At 40.6% G+C, this 15,567-nt stretch carries 17 protein-coding genes and 1 other RNA gene; 5 read left to right on the top strand and 13 right to left on the bottom strand.

What is annotated here, in order from left to right:
• The first annotated feature begins 258 nt into the window (after positions 1–258).
• Together ACFVSW_RS19860 and ssrS are read left to right on the top strand one after the other, a co-directional pair.
• Entirely contained in the window at positions 259–1,356 is a 1,098-nt protein-coding gene (locus ACFVSW_RS19860) for a M24 family metallopeptidase (RefSeq protein ID WP_387318341.1), read from the top strand.
• A 56-nt stretch (positions 1,357–1,412) separates the two neighbouring features.
• A non-coding RNA gene (gene ssrS, locus ACFVSW_RS19855) (6S RNA) lies at positions 1,413–1,608 on the top strand.
• A 318-nt stretch (positions 1,609–1,926) separates the two neighbouring features.
• Here ssrS and ald read toward each other — a convergent pair.
• The gene (gene ald / locus ACFVSW_RS19850) at positions 1,927–3,045 is read right to left on the bottom strand and encodes an alanine dehydrogenase (RefSeq protein WP_387318340.1); all 1,119 of its coding nucleotides are present in this window, start codon (positions 3,043–3,045) and stop codon (positions 1,927–1,929) included.
• A 151-nt stretch (positions 3,046–3,196) separates the two neighbouring features.
• Positions 3,197–3,376: a hypothetical protein gene (locus ACFVSW_RS19845; RefSeq protein ID WP_387318339.1), complete on the bottom strand. Its 180-nt coding sequence runs from the start codon at positions 3,374–3,376 to the stop codon at positions 3,197–3,199.
• An 82-nt stretch (positions 3,377–3,458) separates the two neighbouring features.
• Here ACFVSW_RS19845 and ACFVSW_RS19840 point away from each other — a divergent pair, with 82 nt between their 5' ends.
• Both ACFVSW_RS19840 and ACFVSW_RS19835 read left to right on the top strand, forming a co-directional pair.
• Positions 3,459–3,908 (top strand): universal stress protein, encoded by a 450-nt coding sequence (locus ACFVSW_RS19840; RefSeq protein WP_387318338.1) that lies wholly within the window; start codon positions 3,459–3,461, stop codon positions 3,906–3,908.
• A 121-nt stretch (positions 3,909–4,029) separates the two neighbouring features.
• Positions 4,030–4,344 (top strand): hypothetical protein, encoded by a 315-nt coding sequence (locus ACFVSW_RS19835; protein WP_387318337.1) that lies wholly within the window; start codon positions 4,030–4,032, stop codon positions 4,342–4,344.
• Positions 4,345–4,372: 28 nt separating this feature from the next.
• Here ACFVSW_RS19835 and ACFVSW_RS19830 read toward each other — a convergent pair whose 3' ends face one another.
• From ACFVSW_RS19830 to sppA, 9 genes are all read right to left on the bottom strand, one after another.
• A complete protein-coding gene (locus tag ACFVSW_RS19830) occupies positions 4,373–4,885 on the bottom strand; it encodes a MogA/MoaB family molybdenum cofactor biosynthesis protein (protein ID WP_387318336.1) in 513 nt (170 codons plus the stop codon).
• Between the two features lie 2 nt (positions 4,886–4,887).
• A complete protein-coding gene (locus ACFVSW_RS19825; RefSeq protein ID WP_387318335.1) occupies positions 4,888–5,724 on the bottom strand; it encodes an EcsC family protein in 837 nt (278 codons plus the stop codon).
• A gap of 99 nt (positions 5,725–5,823) precedes the next feature.
• A complete protein-coding gene (locus ACFVSW_RS19820; RefSeq protein WP_387318334.1) occupies positions 5,824–7,017 on the bottom strand; it encodes an acetate kinase in 1,194 nt (397 codons plus the stop codon).
• A 231-nt stretch (positions 7,018–7,248) separates the two neighbouring features.
• Positions 7,249–8,232, bottom strand: a complete 984-nt coding sequence (locus ACFVSW_RS19815; RefSeq protein ID WP_387318333.1) for a class I SAM-dependent methyltransferase — start codon at positions 8,230–8,232, stop codon at positions 7,249–7,251.
• 87 nt (positions 8,233–8,319) lie between these two features.
• Positions 8,320–8,820, bottom strand: coding sequence for a thiol peroxidase (gene tpx, locus ACFVSW_RS19810; protein ID WP_387318332.1), 501 nt, complete (start codon positions 8,818–8,820; stop codon positions 8,320–8,322).
• Between the two features lie 171 nt (positions 8,821–8,991).
• Positions 8,992–9,510 (bottom strand): GerW family sporulation protein, encoded by a 519-nt coding sequence (gene ytfJ / locus ACFVSW_RS19805; RefSeq protein WP_387318331.1) that lies wholly within the window; start codon positions 9,508–9,510, stop codon positions 8,992–8,994.
• Positions 9,511–9,527: 17 nt separating this feature from the next.
• Positions 9,528–10,226 (bottom strand): DUF2953 domain-containing protein, encoded by a 699-nt coding sequence (locus tag ACFVSW_RS19800; RefSeq protein ID WP_387318330.1) that lies wholly within the window; start codon positions 10,224–10,226, stop codon positions 9,528–9,530.
• Positions 10,227–10,311: 85 nt separating this feature from the next.
• Complete coding sequence (locus tag ACFVSW_RS19795) at positions 10,312–10,860, bottom strand: RDD family protein (RefSeq protein WP_387318329.1); 549 nt, start codon at positions 10,858–10,860, stop codon at positions 10,312–10,314.
• Between the two features lie 14 nt (positions 10,861–10,874).
• Positions 10,875–11,885 (bottom strand): signal peptide peptidase SppA, encoded by a 1,011-nt coding sequence (gene sppA, locus ACFVSW_RS19790; protein WP_387318328.1) that lies wholly within the window; start codon positions 11,883–11,885, stop codon positions 10,875–10,877.
• A gap of 162 nt (positions 11,886–12,047) precedes the next feature.
• On the opposite strand from sppA, the gene ACFVSW_RS19785 reads away from it, so the two are divergent.
• Positions 12,048–12,851, top strand: a complete 804-nt coding sequence (locus tag ACFVSW_RS19785) for an NAD kinase (RefSeq protein WP_387318327.1) — start codon at positions 12,048–12,050, stop codon at positions 12,849–12,851.
• A gap of 42 nt (positions 12,852–12,893) precedes the next feature.
• Here the strand turns inward: ACFVSW_RS19785 and rarD are convergent, their stop codons facing one another.
• Entirely contained in the window at positions 12,894–13,826 is a 933-nt protein-coding gene (gene rarD, locus ACFVSW_RS19780; protein ID WP_387318326.1) for an EamA family transporter RarD, read from the bottom strand.
• An 89-nt stretch (positions 13,827–13,915) separates the two neighbouring features.
• A complete protein-coding gene (locus ACFVSW_RS19775) occupies positions 13,916–15,514 on the bottom strand; it encodes an amidohydrolase (RefSeq protein ID WP_387318325.1) in 1,599 nt (532 codons plus the stop codon).
• Between the last annotated feature and the right edge of the window lie 53 nt (positions 15,515–15,567).

Genomic DNA, 15,567 nt, shown 5'->3' with positions numbered 1-15,567 from the left:
CGGGGTCTCACCTGTCCCGCTGCTCCCGCAGGAGTCTCGCGCCTTCCACTCCAATCAACATTGTGCTCAAAATCAACAATGTTCTTTAACAAAGCAATTGTAATAATAAATAATTCCATAAAACTTTTGAAATTCCTTCCTCATATATACCCATAAGATGCAGGTATTAGCACATGCTAAGTTGTGTTAGTTTACAATTGAAATGAATATTGATACTCTCAAATTGGAATTGATTTTTAAAAATGGGGGCCACTAAACATGAATCAGCGATTAGTAAAGCTTCAAACGTGGATGAAGGAAAATGAGATTGAAGTTAGCTTTCTTACTTCTTCCGAAAACGTATTTTATTTAAGCGGTTATTATACCGACCCGCATGAACGATTACTTGCGCTAGCTGTTTTTCAAGAGGAGGAACCGTTCCTGGTTTGTCCGGCAATGGAAGTGCATGATGCTAAACGTTCCGGCTGGGAGCATGAAATCCTCGGTTATAGCGATATTGAAAATCCGTGGGAAATGATCGAACATGCAATTAATAAAAGAATCAAGGCTGTTTCCAAAGCTGCTATCGAGAAAGAGCATATGAATGTCGAACGCTATGAACAGCTTTCACAGTTATTCCCTAAAGCCGCTTTTGTTTCAGCTGAAGAAAAAGTAAGACTGTTGCGGATGATCAAGGATGCTAAAGAATTAAAAGTCATTGAAGAAGCTTGTGCCCTTGCTGATTATGCCGTGGAATTCGGTGCAAGTGAGATCAAGGAAGGCAAAACAGAGCTTGAAGTCCTAAACGCCTTAGAGTACGCCCTAAAGCAAAAGGGTGTGACTGAAATGTCGTTTTCGACAATGGTGTTGACCGGAGCAAACGCTGCTTCTCCGCACGGCAACCCTGGGGAAACAAAAATTAAAAAGGGTGATCTCGTTTTATTCGATCTAGGTGTTGTTGTCGACCGCTATTGTTCTGATATCACGAGAACGGTTGCCTACGGGGACATTAATGATAAACAAAAAGAAATTTACGATACGGTTCTAAAAGCGCAGCTCGCAGCCATTGAAGCAAGCAAGCCTGGTGTTACCGCTGCCGAAGTCGATCTCACTGCACGCCGAATTATTGCAGAAGCAGGATATAGCGACTATTTCCCTCACCGCCTCGGTCATGGACTCGGAATTGGTGTACATGAGTTTCCATCATTGACAGAGACAAACCAGCTGCTTATTGAGGAAGGCATGGTGTACACGATTGAACCGGGAATTTATGTCCCTGAAGTTGCTGGTGTCCGCATTGAGGATGATCTATTTATCACGGCAGATGGTGCCAAAGTTTTAACCAAATTCCCAAAAGAATTACAGATCATCAAGTAGGCTCATTTGGTTCTTTTTTACATTGAACTTTCATGCGTAATGGTGTAATATACAAATACAAGCTGCGTTGTACGTAATCATAATAAAGTTTTAACCTTTAAGCTGTAATAGGGAGTTTAACCATCGAAGCTGGAATGACAGGCCTCTGTCTATAGGACATGGAGGACAAGCAGAAAAGTTTCTGAAAACACCCACTTTGAGGAGTGGTGGTTTAAAACTTTCTTATATTTCTACGGCAAATGCGGCTTACATAATGAGTTTCCAGCCAGTTCCTTTCGGGGAGCTGGTTTTGTTTTTTTGAATGGAAACTGTCCTCATGAAGCGGTCATGAGGACAGAACATGCATGAAATCCTTGGAAACCGTCCTCATGAAGCAGCCATGAGGACAAAACATGCGTGAAATCCTTGGAATCTGTCCTCATGAAGCAGCCATGAGGACAAATCATGCGTGAAATCCTTGGAAACCGTCCACATGAAGCAGTCATGAGGACAAAACATGCGTTATATCCTTGGAAACTGTCCTCATGAAGCGGTCATGAGGACAGTTTTTCCCTAGAGAAAATAACTTTTTTATTTTTCAAGCAATAATTTCGTATCTTTAAATTCCACTCCATGTGCTTCCGCGACTGCTTGGTAGGTAACATAGCCGTCAAGGGTATTAATTCCTTTTAACAGGGCCTCATTATCCAAACACGCCTTTTTATAGCCTTTATTAGCAATGTCGACGGCATATGGGACGGTCACATTTGTTAACGCAAACGTGGAAGTTCTTGGCACTGCACCAGGCATATTCGCTACTGCGTAATGAACAACGCCATGCTTCACATATGTTGGATTATCGTGTGTGGTAATCCGGTCAGTCGTTTTAAAAATCCCCCCCTGATCGATGGCGATATCAACGACCACGCTGCCTGGTTTCATCGATTGAATCATTTCTTCGCTGACAAGCTTCGGCGCCTTCGCTCCCGGAATCAGCACAGCACCAATAACCAAATCCGATTCCTTTACAGCTTCGGCAATATTATAAGGATTTGACATTAATGTCGTCACATCAGAGCCGAAAATATCATCCAATTGACGAAGACGGTCTGGATTTAAATCAATAATCGTTACTTTTGCCCCTAAGCCAATTGCCATTTTGGCTGCATTGGTACCGGCCACACCGCCGCCAATGATGGTAACTTTTCCTCTTTGTACGCCCGGGACACCAGAAAGAAGAATCCCCATACCTCCATGAACCTTTTCAAGAAATTGCGCGCCAATTTGAGCAGCCATCCTTCCGGCTACTTCACTCATTGGTGTCAATAATGGCAGACTTCGATTAGTTAACTGTACTGTTTCATAAGCAATCCCTACAACCTTATTATCGATTAAGGCTTTTGTTAATTCCGGTTCAGGTGCTAAATGTAAATATGTAAATAATATTAACCCTTCACGGAAATATTGATATTCGCTAGGAAGAGGTTCTTTTACCTTCATAACCATTTCCATGGACCAGGCCTCTTTTGCGGTTGCTGCCAGTTTCGCACCGGCAGAACTATAATCCTCATCTGTAAATCCAGAGCCAAGTCCGGCACCTTTTTCAATAAAAACCTCGTGGCCAAATTTCACAAGATTAACCACTCCAGCTGGTGTCATAGCAACTCGGTTTTCATTATTTTTAATTTCTTTAGGTACTCCGATCCGCATGCGCTTACCTCCAAAAATTATTGTAAACATTTACATTTTATCAAAGAAAGAAGTAATTCCAAAGTTTTTAACTTAAATGAAAAAGCCATAACCAATAAAAGGCTGTCCCCATGTTTAGGACAGCCGGATACTCTACTATTTAAATTAGTTCCTATCCTTCAGCTGCAGCGGTATCGTCACTGTCAGCCAACGCAGTTCCTTCACCAATGAAACCACTATTATACGAATCCATAATTTGCTGGCTCACTTCGTTTGTACCTTGTTCATCAAAATCAAATGTAAACTTATTATTCGGCTCTCGTTTCACGATCGATAAATCTCCTTTCCACACTAAGCTACCTCATTATTGTTCGAAAAATTGAAACAATTATACGTTGTTAAATATTGTATAATTAAGGTAAGGAGATGATATCATGGGACTCAAATATCGGAATATTTTAGTCGCAATTGATGGATCGAAGGAAGCAGATTGGGCTTTTAAAAAAGGGATTGAAATTGCAAAAAGAAATAATGCGAAATTGCTGTTAGTCCATGTGATTGATGTAAGGTCATTTGCCCTTATTGATGCCTATGACACAGTCATTGGTGACAGGGCAGAAAAGCTGGCAAAAGATATGCTCGAGAATTATCAATTGCAAGCGAAAAATGCAGGTATTCCGGAAGTTCAATATGAAATTGACTTTGGTTCTCCTAAAGTAAGAATCCCTAGAGAGCTGGCTAAAAAGCATAAGATTGATTTAATTATCTGCGGTGCGACCGGAATGAATATGGTGGAAAGAATCTTTATTGGCAGTGTCTCAGAACATATCACTCGCTATGCACCATGTGATGTTCTGGTTGTCAGGACAGAAAAAAATTCATAATGGAAAGCACGGAGCCAATCAGCTCCGTGCTTCTTATTTCACCCGAATTAAAAGGTTTAGCGTGAATGGACCTTCAATGTGTAGTAAAATAGTAAATAACTTTTAAATCTTGGAGGAAATTATGAAAGAACATTTTTCTTTCGATCAGCGTCTGGGCATTTTTCTGCCCGATTTGACCGAAGAATGGAACGATTACAGTAAAGATACTCAACAAGAGATTCTGTTTCATTGGGAACAAATCCGCGGTTCTATTCCCGACCGAATTTTTGAGCTTGAAAAGGAAATTAATCATAAGCAAGCCCAGCTATCAGATGAAAATAATTTCACTCGTTCCTGTCAATTGAACACGGAAATAGCAGAACTGGCCTCCATTATTAATGACCTTTGGCTTTGGTACCGTGCGAACCAGACCCTTTCGGAAAAAGTCCACCATTAAAAAACTCCCGTGATTGGGAGTTTTTACTTTATAGATCTTTTTTGATTTCTCTCACCACATGACCAATTTCCGGCAAAATTAATTTATTCATTGCCAGTTTCACCGCACCGGATGAACCAGGCGTTGAGAATACTGCTTTATTTTTGACAACTCCGGCAATGGCCCTCGAGAGAATCGCGGCCGACCCAATGTCCTCTTGATAGCTCAGCATCCTGAATATTTCACCAAAGCCAACGATTTCTTTCTCAAGCAGGCTTTGAACAGATTCAATCGTTACATCACGCTTGGCAATCCCCGTGCCGCCATTTGTGAGGATGACATCAATATCCGCTCGTCCGCATCCCTTTTCTATTTCACTTTGAATCGGTTCAGCTTCATCGATGACAATGACATAATCAACAACTCTATGCCCTGCTTGTTCCAGCAGCTCGATCATCAGTCTGCCGCTTTTATCTGTTTCCTGATTTCTCGTATCGCTGACTGTAATGACTTTGCAATTAACCGTTTTAGGTGCAACATTTTTATGCTCATGCGTGCTCATTATTAAAACTCCTCTTTTTCTTTAAGGTAGCGAAGCTGGTAATATTTATGGGCGAGCTCCGTTACTTTTCTTGTTAATTGATAATTTGCTCCAGCGCCAATCGCCATGCTGACTAGCGGAATTCCTTGAATGACTTTTTTTCGGAACAATATTATTACCATTGCTTTTAAAAGCTGCTGAATAGGCTGCTCCAGCCACGAGATATCAATAATCTCCTCATTACCTTCGTAAAAATAATATTCATCGTTCGCTTCCAGTTCAGCCATTAAGGACGCCCATCCTGCTTTTTTAATCCGCGCCGGCAATGTTGCGGTATGGAATACCTTTAAAGATGTCATCATTTCAAATGGAGTATTCACCTCAAAACCATAGGTCATTGCAATTAATTGCACAATCCTTAAATTAATTACTGCCATTGCCGGAATATCTGCACCTAAAAGCAGCGTTCCACCCGTACCCGAAAGACCGCCTTGAGCAAAGGAATAAAGACGATGCCTTGCGATTTGCTGCTCTGCTATGTATTGTAACTGGTTGATGTCCAGTTGCTTTAAGTCTGTTATTTTTTCTATATCCTCTCGAAAAATTCTCCCCGAGGCTAGAATTCTTTCCTTTGCGTCCATTTGAAGCTGTGAGCCTTGGATTAAACTATGTAGATGAAACAGCCAGCTATCCATGACAGAAAAAAATTGTTGCTGAACCTTTTCAGGTAATAACATAAATGAACGTTCCAAATTTTTTTCATATGTTAATTGAAAGTCGTTCGCCTCATAATTGAGCAAGTTCCTCTCCCAATCCCGTATTCCATTCAAAACTTTCGTTTCCCGGTCTGTCAATGGCATCTGGGCCCCTCCTTCAACGCTTCTATTTCCAGTATATCACAGGAAATAGAACGTTAAAAAGGCAAAAGCCATTATATCAGCTTTTGCCTTAGGTTATAATTAATGAGTTTCTGCCAAGCGGACTACATCACGTGCAATCATAACTTCCTCATTTGTTGGAATAACAATGACTTTAACCGGTGAGTGAGGATAGTTGATAAATGCTTCCTCTCCTCTTACTTTATTAAGAGCTGGGTCCCAATACACGCCCATAAATTCAAGGCCCTTTAAGACATTTTCCCTGATTGTGTCGCTATTTTCACCAATTCCGGCCGTGAAAATAATTGCATCGACACCAAACATTCTAGAAGCATATGAACCAATATATTTATGAATACGGTTTGCAAACACATCTAACGCCAGCTGCGCCCGCTCATTTCCTTTTTTCGCTTCAATTTCAATATCACGTAAATCACTTGAAAAACCAGAAACAGCTAACATACCGCTCTTTTTATTTAAAACATCAAGGACTTCATCTGCATTCTTACCGGTTTTTTCCATAATATATGGAATGAGTGCCGGGTCAATATTTCCTGAACGAGTACCCATTGTTACCCCCGCAAGCGGTGTAAAGCCCATCGAGGTATCAATCGACTTTCCGCCTTCAATGGCAGCAATACTAGCTCCATTTCCAAGGTGACAGGAGATTAAACGCAGCTGTTCAACCGGGCGTCCCAATAATTCCGCTGCACGCTGAGAAACATATTTATGGCTTGTTCCATGGAAGCCATACTTTCGAATCCCATATTCCTTATAGTATTGATACGGAAGACTATATAGAAAAGAACTTTCCGGCATCGTCTGATGGAAGGCTGTATCGAAAACTGCAATTGCCGGTACATTCGGAAGCACATCCATGAATGCCTTAATACCCGTAACATTTGCCGGGTTATGTAACGGAGCAAGTTCAGATAATTCGTCAATTTTATTTAAAACAGCTTCAGTTATGAGAACAGAGTCGGTAAATGTTTCTCCACCGTGGACAACACGATGGCCAATTCCTACAATCTCGTCCAAAGACTTTATAATGCCTAAGGTAGTTAGTTTATCTAAGAGCATTTTTACCGCTACTTCATGGTCTGGGATATCAATGATCTCTTGGACTTTTTCACCACCCGCAGTAATCGTAAATACAGAATCCTTCAGACCAATTCTTTCGATTAGTCCCTTTGTAATAACTTCTTCGCTTGGCATTTCAAATAATTGAAACTTTAGTGAAGAACTTCCCGCATTAATTGCAATAATTTTTGCCATCTCTGCAACCGCTCCTTTTATATAACAACGTCGATTCAATTCGGATTATATGTAGTACAAGCTTATTTTGCGCAAACCGACCTTGTTTATTTCCCTCAATTTCTCATTTAATCATTGTACTGAGAACATTTCAAGGAATAACTCACTTGGGAGCGGTTTCAGTATAAATGTAAATATATTCAAAATTATTATAAAAATAAAAAAGGATAAAACTAGAAATTTAAGCTAGTTTTATCCTTTATTTTCCTGGAACCATTTATCCATTTGAGCTAGAATTTTATCCATCTCAACTGCATTTGATAATTTCGGCAATTTCACGAGTAAAGCTTGCTTTGGAGGCTGAACCCCTTCGCCCTTTTTTTGCAAAATAAAAATACTCTTAGCTGAGCTGTTGGTCTTAAACATGCTTGCTGGTAATTGGAGAAGTCCCTGGATGATGGCCTTTTCCTTGATAAATTCATGAAGTTGGGCTGCCTGCTCACTTTCAAATAAACCGCTCGGGATAATGAAGAACAAGTAACCTCCAGGCACGGCAGCCCTGACACTTTGCTCAATAAATAAATGGTGTGAATAAGAGTGACCCACACTCGCCTTTAATTGATAATCTGAAGCCCTGACATCGTTCGGATAAAAGCCAACTGGCAAATCCGCGATCACGACATCAACCGGATCGATAAATAATGGCTCCAAGCCATCCTGATTAAATAGCTGTACAGGATGTTCCTGTAAATTCGCGTTAACATAGGCTAGTTTTATCAGAATGTCATCAATCTCAACACCGATGGATGATACCTCTTTATGTATGTGATTTAAAACCGTTGTTAATAAATTCCCCGTCCCCACTGCAGGATCTAGCAAGCGGAAGGATGGCTGGCTCATAAATCTCTCTACTAAATAGCCTACAAGCATCCCAACTGAATCTGGTGTCATTTGATGATTAGGCTGAACATTTTCTTTCATCCCTTTTAAAATCACTAGCTGGTATGCCTTGCGGATATCTTCATTCGAATACTTTTCTAAATGAATCTCTTCGTATTGTTTTTTCAGTCTTTTTGCCGTTAATTCACTTAACTCTTCTTGAAGGATTGAACCTTGAAATAGATTCTCACCAGTTTCGGCAAGTGCCTCAAGATAGTTGCAGGACAATTCCTCTTGTAAAATAAGGGCCGTTTCATTAAATAGCGTAAATAACTCTTCTACTGGAGAAACAATCATTTCTCTACTCCCATCATTTATCATATTTAAAAAGTATAAAACAACTAAGAAGGCCTCGCCTATGACGAGGCCTTCTGGATTATAAGATTATTTTGCTGATTTAGCCGCTTCTAAGGCTGCTTCGTAGTTCGGGTGGTTTGTTGCTTCACTAACATACTCCACATATGTGACAGTATCGTTCGAATCTACAACAAATACAGCACGCGCTAATAGTCTTAATTCCTGAATAGCAACCCCGTATGCTTCACCAAAGGAAAGGTCGCGGTGATCAGATAATGTTTGCACGTTTTCGATGCCGCTTGCTGCACACCAGCGTTTTTGTGCAAATGGCAGGTCAACGCTGACTGTTAAGATTTTCACACTTCCGAGTGAGTTAGCTTCTTCATTAAAGCGGCGGGTTTCCGCATCACATACTCCAGTATCTAATGATGGCACGGAAGTAATTAACCGTACCTGCCCCTTAGTAGAGTCTAAAGTAACTTCCGATAAATCATTTGCCAAGACAGTGAAATTTGGCGCTTTGTCGCCAACCTTCACTTCATTGCCCAGTAACGTAATAGCATTTCCCTTAAATGTAACATTTGCCATTCTAACATCCTCCTTTGTCGTCGTAAAGCTAAAAAGTTCTTCGCTATTTTGACTTTAAGTATGTACAGTGTAAATATATCTTTTCAAAGCCCAATTTGCAATTAATTGAACTCTTACATCCTTCCAATAAAAAAGTTAATCCTCCCAATTGGCGGAAGATTAACCTTTTATTTAAATATCAAGATCAATTTTCTGTTGATGCTGTTGAGTTTGCTGTTGGCTGCCTTGGTCTTTCTTCGAGAACATTTGCTGGATTTTATCTACCGCTTGTGGGGCGAGCTCTAAAATTTTCTCATACAAATGTGTACTCTCATCTAAATGAAGCATTTTGACACCGTGTGAGTTAACAATTAAAAAGGCGATTGGGGTAATTGAAACTCCGCCCCCACTACCACCACCAAATGGAAGCATTGACTGCCCCTGGCTTTGCCCTTGACCTTGACCTTGACCTTGACTTTGACTTTGACTTTGACTTTGACCTTGGCCTTGAGACTGGCCCTGCGATTGGGAACCACCGGAATTGAACTCACTGCCTCCTGCTGCAAATCCAAAGCCAACCTTAGACACTGTCAAAATGACACTTCCGTCTGGGGTTTCAACCGGATCCCCAATGATGGTATTGACATCAATCATTTCTTTCAAGCTTTCCATTGCAGTTGTCATCAAACCCTGAATTGGATGGTTAGACATGGCTATTTCCTCCTCTTTCAAATCGATTTCGTTTTTTCATTTGAAAAATCTGTTTTACTTTTAAAGTGCGGTTTCCCGCCCTTCCAGAATTTCATCAGTTTTAAACCTGCGAGTATAGCATGCCCGATACGAAACTGAAAAATACATGTTAACCGGGTCTGAATAATGGCCGCTTGAAAATGGGGAGTAATTGAAATTTTCGGTGTTGCTTTAAGTTTTAAATAGTGGCTGAGGAGTCCTGTTATACCGCCTTTTATCGCCCATAATGCTCCAGCTGCCATTCCAGTATAAGCGGCATCCCCCACCCCAATCAGGGATTGCCATTCTATTTTTTTTATCGTAACCTTTTGAAAGAATTTCCTGACAATGACATGCAAATTAAAAACCCGATGCAGCAATTCTTTCGCATTTATAAAATTAGTCAGGAGATCTTTCTTGGTGACTTGGGTTACTTTATGTTCAGGATTTGAATCCTTGGCGGGACCCCCGCCCATTTTAGAATGACTTTTCACTACGATGCTCGGAGAATCATCATCAATTTTGATTAATGGAACATTGATTTTGTATTTAATGAGCCCGAACCAAACTCTAAACTCCACTTTTAAATCATCATTGTCGTTATGATGATAATAATTTACAAGAATCGTTAGTTTAGTAAAAATAATTAGCATGAATAAGAACACTAGAAGCGACATAGAAAGCAGCAGCCAAAACAATTTTATTCACAACCTTTCAGCCTTCTAGTATTCCTTTTTTAGGAAAAAAATAAACCTACCAACTAGTAGTTGATAGGTCCTATTTTTAGCGTTCTACATGGATCACAGTTGTATCGGTGAAGAGGTCATGCAGACCTTGCTTTTTCGGTAAAAAGGCGACAATGATATACCCGACGATGACCGTTGCCGAGATAAACCGGCCAATCCATTCACGAAAAAGACAAGTTCCCCATGTCAATTTGTCATTACGCAAATCAACTACTTTTAAACCAAAAACCATTTTTCCAAGTGTTTGATTAAAGTATTTCGTCATCAGCACAAAATATAAGTAAAAGATAACCGCTGAAGCGATAGAAATCGGGGCAAACATGTTGAATTCCGTTAAAGAAATATCAAGCACTCGAAAGAGCGGCTTAATCAATATCCGTTCAATGCTGCCAACAACAATTAGATCGAGAAGATACGCCCAAAAGCGCATCCAAAAACCCGCATACCGAACCGGCCAAGTCTGTCCAATAGATGCCCTTCCTTGCGATAGAGCAACAGCCTCTAACGCCTCAGTTTGATTGTCCGTCAAATTTGGCGTTGTGTCCTTTGAGTCATTCCAGCCGTTTTGATGATCATTCGTTTCCATTTGCCTGCCCCCCCTTATTCCGCATATAAATACATTAGACGGGGTGAATTCGGCTTGGAAAGGATTTTCATTAGACCAGCCATTTCAGCATTCTCACCGAGCCATTTATTTGTCTGGATTTTAAATAATGAGCCGAGCCCAAAATCCTGCGAATAACGGACGACCTTCGCATCTTTCAGCTTCTCATCTTTTTTCATGCGCTCAATGACATCATCTAAGTAACCATAATCATCGATGAGTTTTAAATCCTTCGCTTGGCGGCCATCATATACACGGCCATCCGCGATTTTTTTGACGTTATCAACCGTTAAATGACGACCTTCTGCAATTACTTTGACAAATCCTTCGTATGAATTATCAATCATTTTTTGTAAAATTTGTCGTTCTTCATCCGTCATTTTTCTCGTCGGACTCATAATGTCTTTGTACGGTCCGCTTTTTATCGTGACAAAATCAACTCCGTATTTATCTGCCAAGCCTTTGTAATTATATCCTTCCATAATGACTCCAAGAGAGCCTGTTAATGTTTCAGGGCTGGCAAAGATTTTATTCGCTGCAGTTGAGATATAATATCCACCTGAAGCAGCCATTGAGCCCATGGAGATATAAACTGGCTTTTTCGTATCCTTTTGAATTTCCTTTAATTTATCATGAATTTCTGCACTTTCCACTACTCCGCCACCTGGAGAATTGACTCGGATAATGACACCTTTCACGCTATCATCGTCTTTAATATAATTCAGCTTTTTCATGAAATCCTGATGATTGTATCCAGAGCTTTGCAAAAAAGAGCCAGCATCACCGGTGTCTTGGATGACACCATCAACATCGAGAACGACGATTTTCTTTAATTCGCTGCCCTTTTTGACCACTTCTTCAGTGAACGGCCGCTCTGAATTATTCATAAAATCGGTGAAATCCGTTTCAATCCCCTTAAAGGCAACCGCAGATAAAACATTAATTAAAATCGAGACAAAAAATAATGCCGCCGCAATTCCAAGAGCGGCCCAGCGTTTTCCATTCATATGTATTCCCCCTTTTTCTCCGTCTAAAATTAATATCCTTCATTTCATATTGTTTGAAAAAAGTGCTAAACTAATTTCAGACTATCACTATTTTACCAAAGTTATTTCTGGTATGGTTAAATAAGTGGGATTTTCTCTATCATTTTACAGGGGGTACATAATATGGATATGCGTCGAAATATTTATTTTTATCATAAGCGTGATTCGGACATACTGGCAAAGGCTGCTCCTCTTTTCGAGATTGCAGAACGCTATGGCTTTACCATTGTTTCTGATTATAGTAAGGCGAATATCATTGCTAGTATCGGTGATGATGGAACATTCCTCCAGGCTATTAGAATGACTGGTTTCCGCGATGATTGCCTTTACGTGGGGATTGCAACAGGAAATAGTTTAAGCATGTATTGCGATTTTCTCCTCAGCGATACCTCGAAGATGATTGAAGCGGTTACATCAACCGAACGGACTGAGGTCCGCCGCTATCCCACAATTGAAGTTTCTGTTGACGGTCAAGGTACGTTTTCGTGTTTAAACGATTTCAGTATTCGCTCGTCCGTTATTAAAACACTTGTCATTGATGTATTTGTCGACCAGCTCCATTTAGAAACATTCCGTGGCGACGGCCTCGTCATTGCTACGCCGACTGGGAGTACGGCTTATAATAAATCCGTCAATGGCTCAATAGTTGACCCTCTCCTCTCCTGTATGCAAGTAAGTGAGGTTGCATCCGTTAACAACAACGTTTACCGGACACTTGGCACGTCCTTTATAGTCGGCAGTGAACGGACACTAACACTTAAGGTCATATCCGATGACAATGATCAACCGACAATGGGTATGGATAATGAAGCCCTTAGCATCCGCAGTGTTGATAAAATTAAGATAAAAATTAGAGATAAAAAAATCAAAACTTTAAAACTAAAGGATAATTCCTTCTGGGATAAAGTTAAAAGAACGTTCCTGTAGGCAAAAAAACCTTATCCAGTTGTTGTGGATAAGGTTTTTTATTTACATACTAGTACGTTTTTCTTTCCGCCATTTTAATTCTTTTGCAGACAATAGTTTTGTTTTTGAAAGAGAATAGATTGCCAATGCCGACCAAATGAACATAAACGATAATAGCTGTACCTTTGAAAAATGTTCATTATACACAAATATCCCTAAAAGTAAGGTTAAGGTTGGGGCAATATATTGCAGGAATCCCAGTAATGATAAGGGAATCTTCTGCGCTCCCTTTGCAAAATAGAGGAGCGGTACGGCTGTGGCGGCACCAGCACCTATTAATAGCAGATTCGTTCCTGCACCGGCAGTTAAAAAGGAACTTGAGCCGTTAAACAATAAGATTAGTATATATATTGCCGCGATTGGCGTCACGACAAGTGTTTCTAATGTTAAACCAACTGAGGAATCCACATTGATCAACTTCTTAGCCAACCCGTATATTCCAAAGGTAAGAGCGAGAATAATCGCAATCCACGGAAAATTACCATGGGAAAAGGTAATAACCAATACTCCGACAGCTGCTAAAATGAAGGAAATGTATTGGTAAAAGGACAATTTCTCCTTTAGAACAATCATTCCTAATAAAATACTGACAAGCGGATTAATATAATAGCCAAGACTTGCCTCAATCATATGACCGTTATTTACCGCCCAAATATAGGTAAACCAATTGGCGCTAATAAGAATGGAGGCAATAGTAAGGGCATAAAGCTGTTTTTTGTTTTGCGCAAAGCCTTTAATTGTTCGTAAACATAATTCCCCTTTTTTCGTCAAAATCAGAACGACCACCATAAAAACGAACGACCAAAAAATGCGGTTGGCAAGGATTTCTTTTGCCTCCACATTGTTTAATAGCTTCCAATAGATTGGCAATAGTCCCCATAGCAAATAGGAAAAGCCGGCATGGATTGCCCCAAGCTTTGTTTCATTTTTTTTCATCTGTCCCCGAGCCTCTATTCTTTCTAGTTTCGAAATAATTTCTATTATAACGCGAAACAGATTAATAAGGGGATTTTTTTGTTTCCAGATTACTCTTTTTTATAAACAATATCTCCGCCGATGACCGTCAACACCGCATTAACAGTTGGAATACCGGATGGAGGAAGTTTAAAAATATCTTGTTCCAGCACGGTAAAGTCCGCCAAAAATCCTTCCTTAATCATTCCACGGTCCTCCTCATGACAGGCTGCATAGGCACTGCCTTTCGTAAATAAACTGACCGCTTCATAAACACTTAAAGCCTGATTCTCACCATAGACCATTCCTTCAGGGTCATTCCTATTTGTCCTTGTTACCGCAGCGTGGATACCGAACATCGGATTAGGCAGCTCAATCGGGGAATCGGAACCCCCGGCACAGCGGAGACCTTCTTTCAATAATGTCTTCCATGCGTAGCAATACTCTAATCTGTCTTCTCCAACCCGGTCGATGACCCACGGAAAGTCCGATGCCATAAATACGGGTTGGATATCAAGGACAACTGGGAGTTTTTTGGCCCGTTCAATAAGGTCTTGCCGTAAAATTTGGGCATGTATCGGCCTGTCCCTCCCAGGTCCGGCAAGTGGATGTGCTTCGATCGCATTAAGGACATACTCAAATCCTAAATCACCAATGGCGTGAATTGCTACTGGAAGGTTATTTTCACGTGCCTTTGCGACTAGGGCATTTAATTCTTCCTGACTAAAAATGGCCACCCCATTTGTCTCTGGTGCATCATTGTAGGGACGGCTTAATAGTGCTGTTCTTCCGCCAATGGAGCCATCAGCAAATATCTTCATCGCACCGAACTCGATCCATTCGTTACCCGATAAGAAGCTCGCTCCTCCTGAAACCATGTCATCAATGACTTCATGATGAACAAGTAAGTGGGCTCTGAACCTTAGTCCCTCTTCTTCGATTACCTTTTTAAACGTCTTGTATGTACGATGAAACCCGCCGTAATAGTTTAAATCCTCTGTGTGGACCCCGGTAATGCCTAGGCGATATAGATCTCTAATTGCTGATCTCATTGATTTTTGCAAATATTCTTCTGAAACAATCGGGATTGCTGCTTGAATAAAATCTTGGGCTTTATCTTTCAGCAGACCTGTTAATCCACCTGTGATATCTTTTTCAATCACCCCGCCTGCAGGGCAAACAGTTTCTTCTGAAATCCCAGCGGATGTAAGTGCTTTTGAATTAACCACCATTGCATGCCGGCAGACCCGCTTCAACATGACTGGATTTTCTGGAGAAATTTCATCCAATTCGTGTCGATGGATCAGTTCTTTTCGCGCCCAGCGGTTTTCATTCCAGCCTTCGCCAATAATCCATTCACCCGGTTTCACATCCGCGGCATATTCTCGAACTGCAGCAAGGACCTCTTCTTTCGAATTTAATCCCGAAAGGTCAAGCCGAATTAGCTTTTCACCATGGCCAATTAAATGAATATGGCTATCGACAAAGCCCGGAAACATGGTTGCGCCTTTTAGGTCGACTCGTTCCGTAATCCTTTCGATAAAAATTTCTTCTAATTTTGCTTTTTCCCCTGTTTTTATAATTCGGTCTCCTTCTGTAAAAACAGCCTCAACCATTTCCGTTTCGGTTTCAAGCGTATAAATCGTTCCGCCATACCACAATTTCCCCATGCTCTTGTCCCCTTTTTTATTTAAGTTTTCCCCTGCTTACTTGAACCCTATAT

It is taken from the genome of Neobacillus sp. NPDC058068 (assembly GCF_042885335.1).
Classification (GTDB): Bacteria; Bacillota; Bacilli; order Bacillales; family Cytobacillaceae; genus Neobacillus.
The sequence above is the reverse complement of the archived record's forward strand: the minus strand, read 5'-3'. Positions and strand labels throughout refer to the sequence as shown.

Bases quoted from the DNA above. Each gene is read 5' to 3' on its own strand.
- tpx (WP_387318332.1), bottom strand. From the start codon at position 8,820: ATGGCAAATGTTACATTTAAGGGAAATGCTATTACGTTACTGGGCAAT.
- ald (WP_387318340.1), bottom strand. From the start codon at position 3,045: ATGCGGATCGGAGTACCTAAAGAAATTAAAAATAATGAAAACCGAGTT.
- ytfJ (WP_387318331.1), bottom strand. From the start codon at position 9,510: ATGTCTAACCATCCAATTCAGGGTTTGATGACAACTGCAATGGAAAGC.
- sppA (WP_387318328.1), bottom strand. From the start codon at position 11,885: ATGAATGGAAAACGCTGGGCCGCTCTTGGAATTGCGGCGGCATTATTT.
- ACFVSW_RS19835 (WP_387318337.1), top strand. From the start codon at position 4,030: ATGAAAGAACATTTTTCTTTCGATCAGCGTCTGGGCATTTTTCTGCCC.
- ACFVSW_RS19820 (WP_387318334.1), bottom strand. From the start codon at position 7,017: ATGGCAAAAATTATTGCAATTAATGCGGGAAGTTCTTCACTAAAGTTT.
- ACFVSW_RS19815 (WP_387318333.1), bottom strand. From the start codon at position 8,232: ATGATTGTTTCTCCAGTAGAAGAGTTATTTACGCTATTTAATGAAACG.
- ACFVSW_RS19795 (WP_387318329.1), bottom strand. From the start codon at position 10,860: ATGGAAACGAATGATCATCAAAACGGCTGGAATGACTCAAAGGACACA.
- ACFVSW_RS19785 (WP_387318327.1), top strand. From the start codon at position 12,048: ATGGATATGCGTCGAAATATTTATTTTTATCATAAGCGTGATTCGGAC.
- ACFVSW_RS19775 (WP_387318325.1), bottom strand. From the start codon at position 15,514: ATGGGGAAATTGTGGTATGGCGGAACGATTTATACGCTTGAAACCGAA.
- ACFVSW_RS19825 (WP_387318335.1), bottom strand. From the start codon at position 5,724: ATGCCATTGACAGACCGGGAAACGAAAGTTTTGAATGGAATACGGGAT.
- ACFVSW_RS19830 (WP_387318336.1), bottom strand. From the start codon at position 4,885: ATGAGCACGCATGAGCATAAAAATGTTGCACCTAAAACGGTTAATTGC.
- ACFVSW_RS19860 (WP_387318341.1), top strand. From the start codon at position 259: ATGAATCAGCGATTAGTAAAGCTTCAAACGTGGATGAAGGAAAATGAG.
- rarD (WP_387318326.1), bottom strand. From the start codon at position 13,826: ATGAAAAAAAATGAAACAAAGCTTGGGGCAATCCATGCCGGCTTTTCC.
- ACFVSW_RS19840 (WP_387318338.1), top strand. From the start codon at position 3,459: ATGGGACTCAAATATCGGAATATTTTAGTCGCAATTGATGGATCGAAG.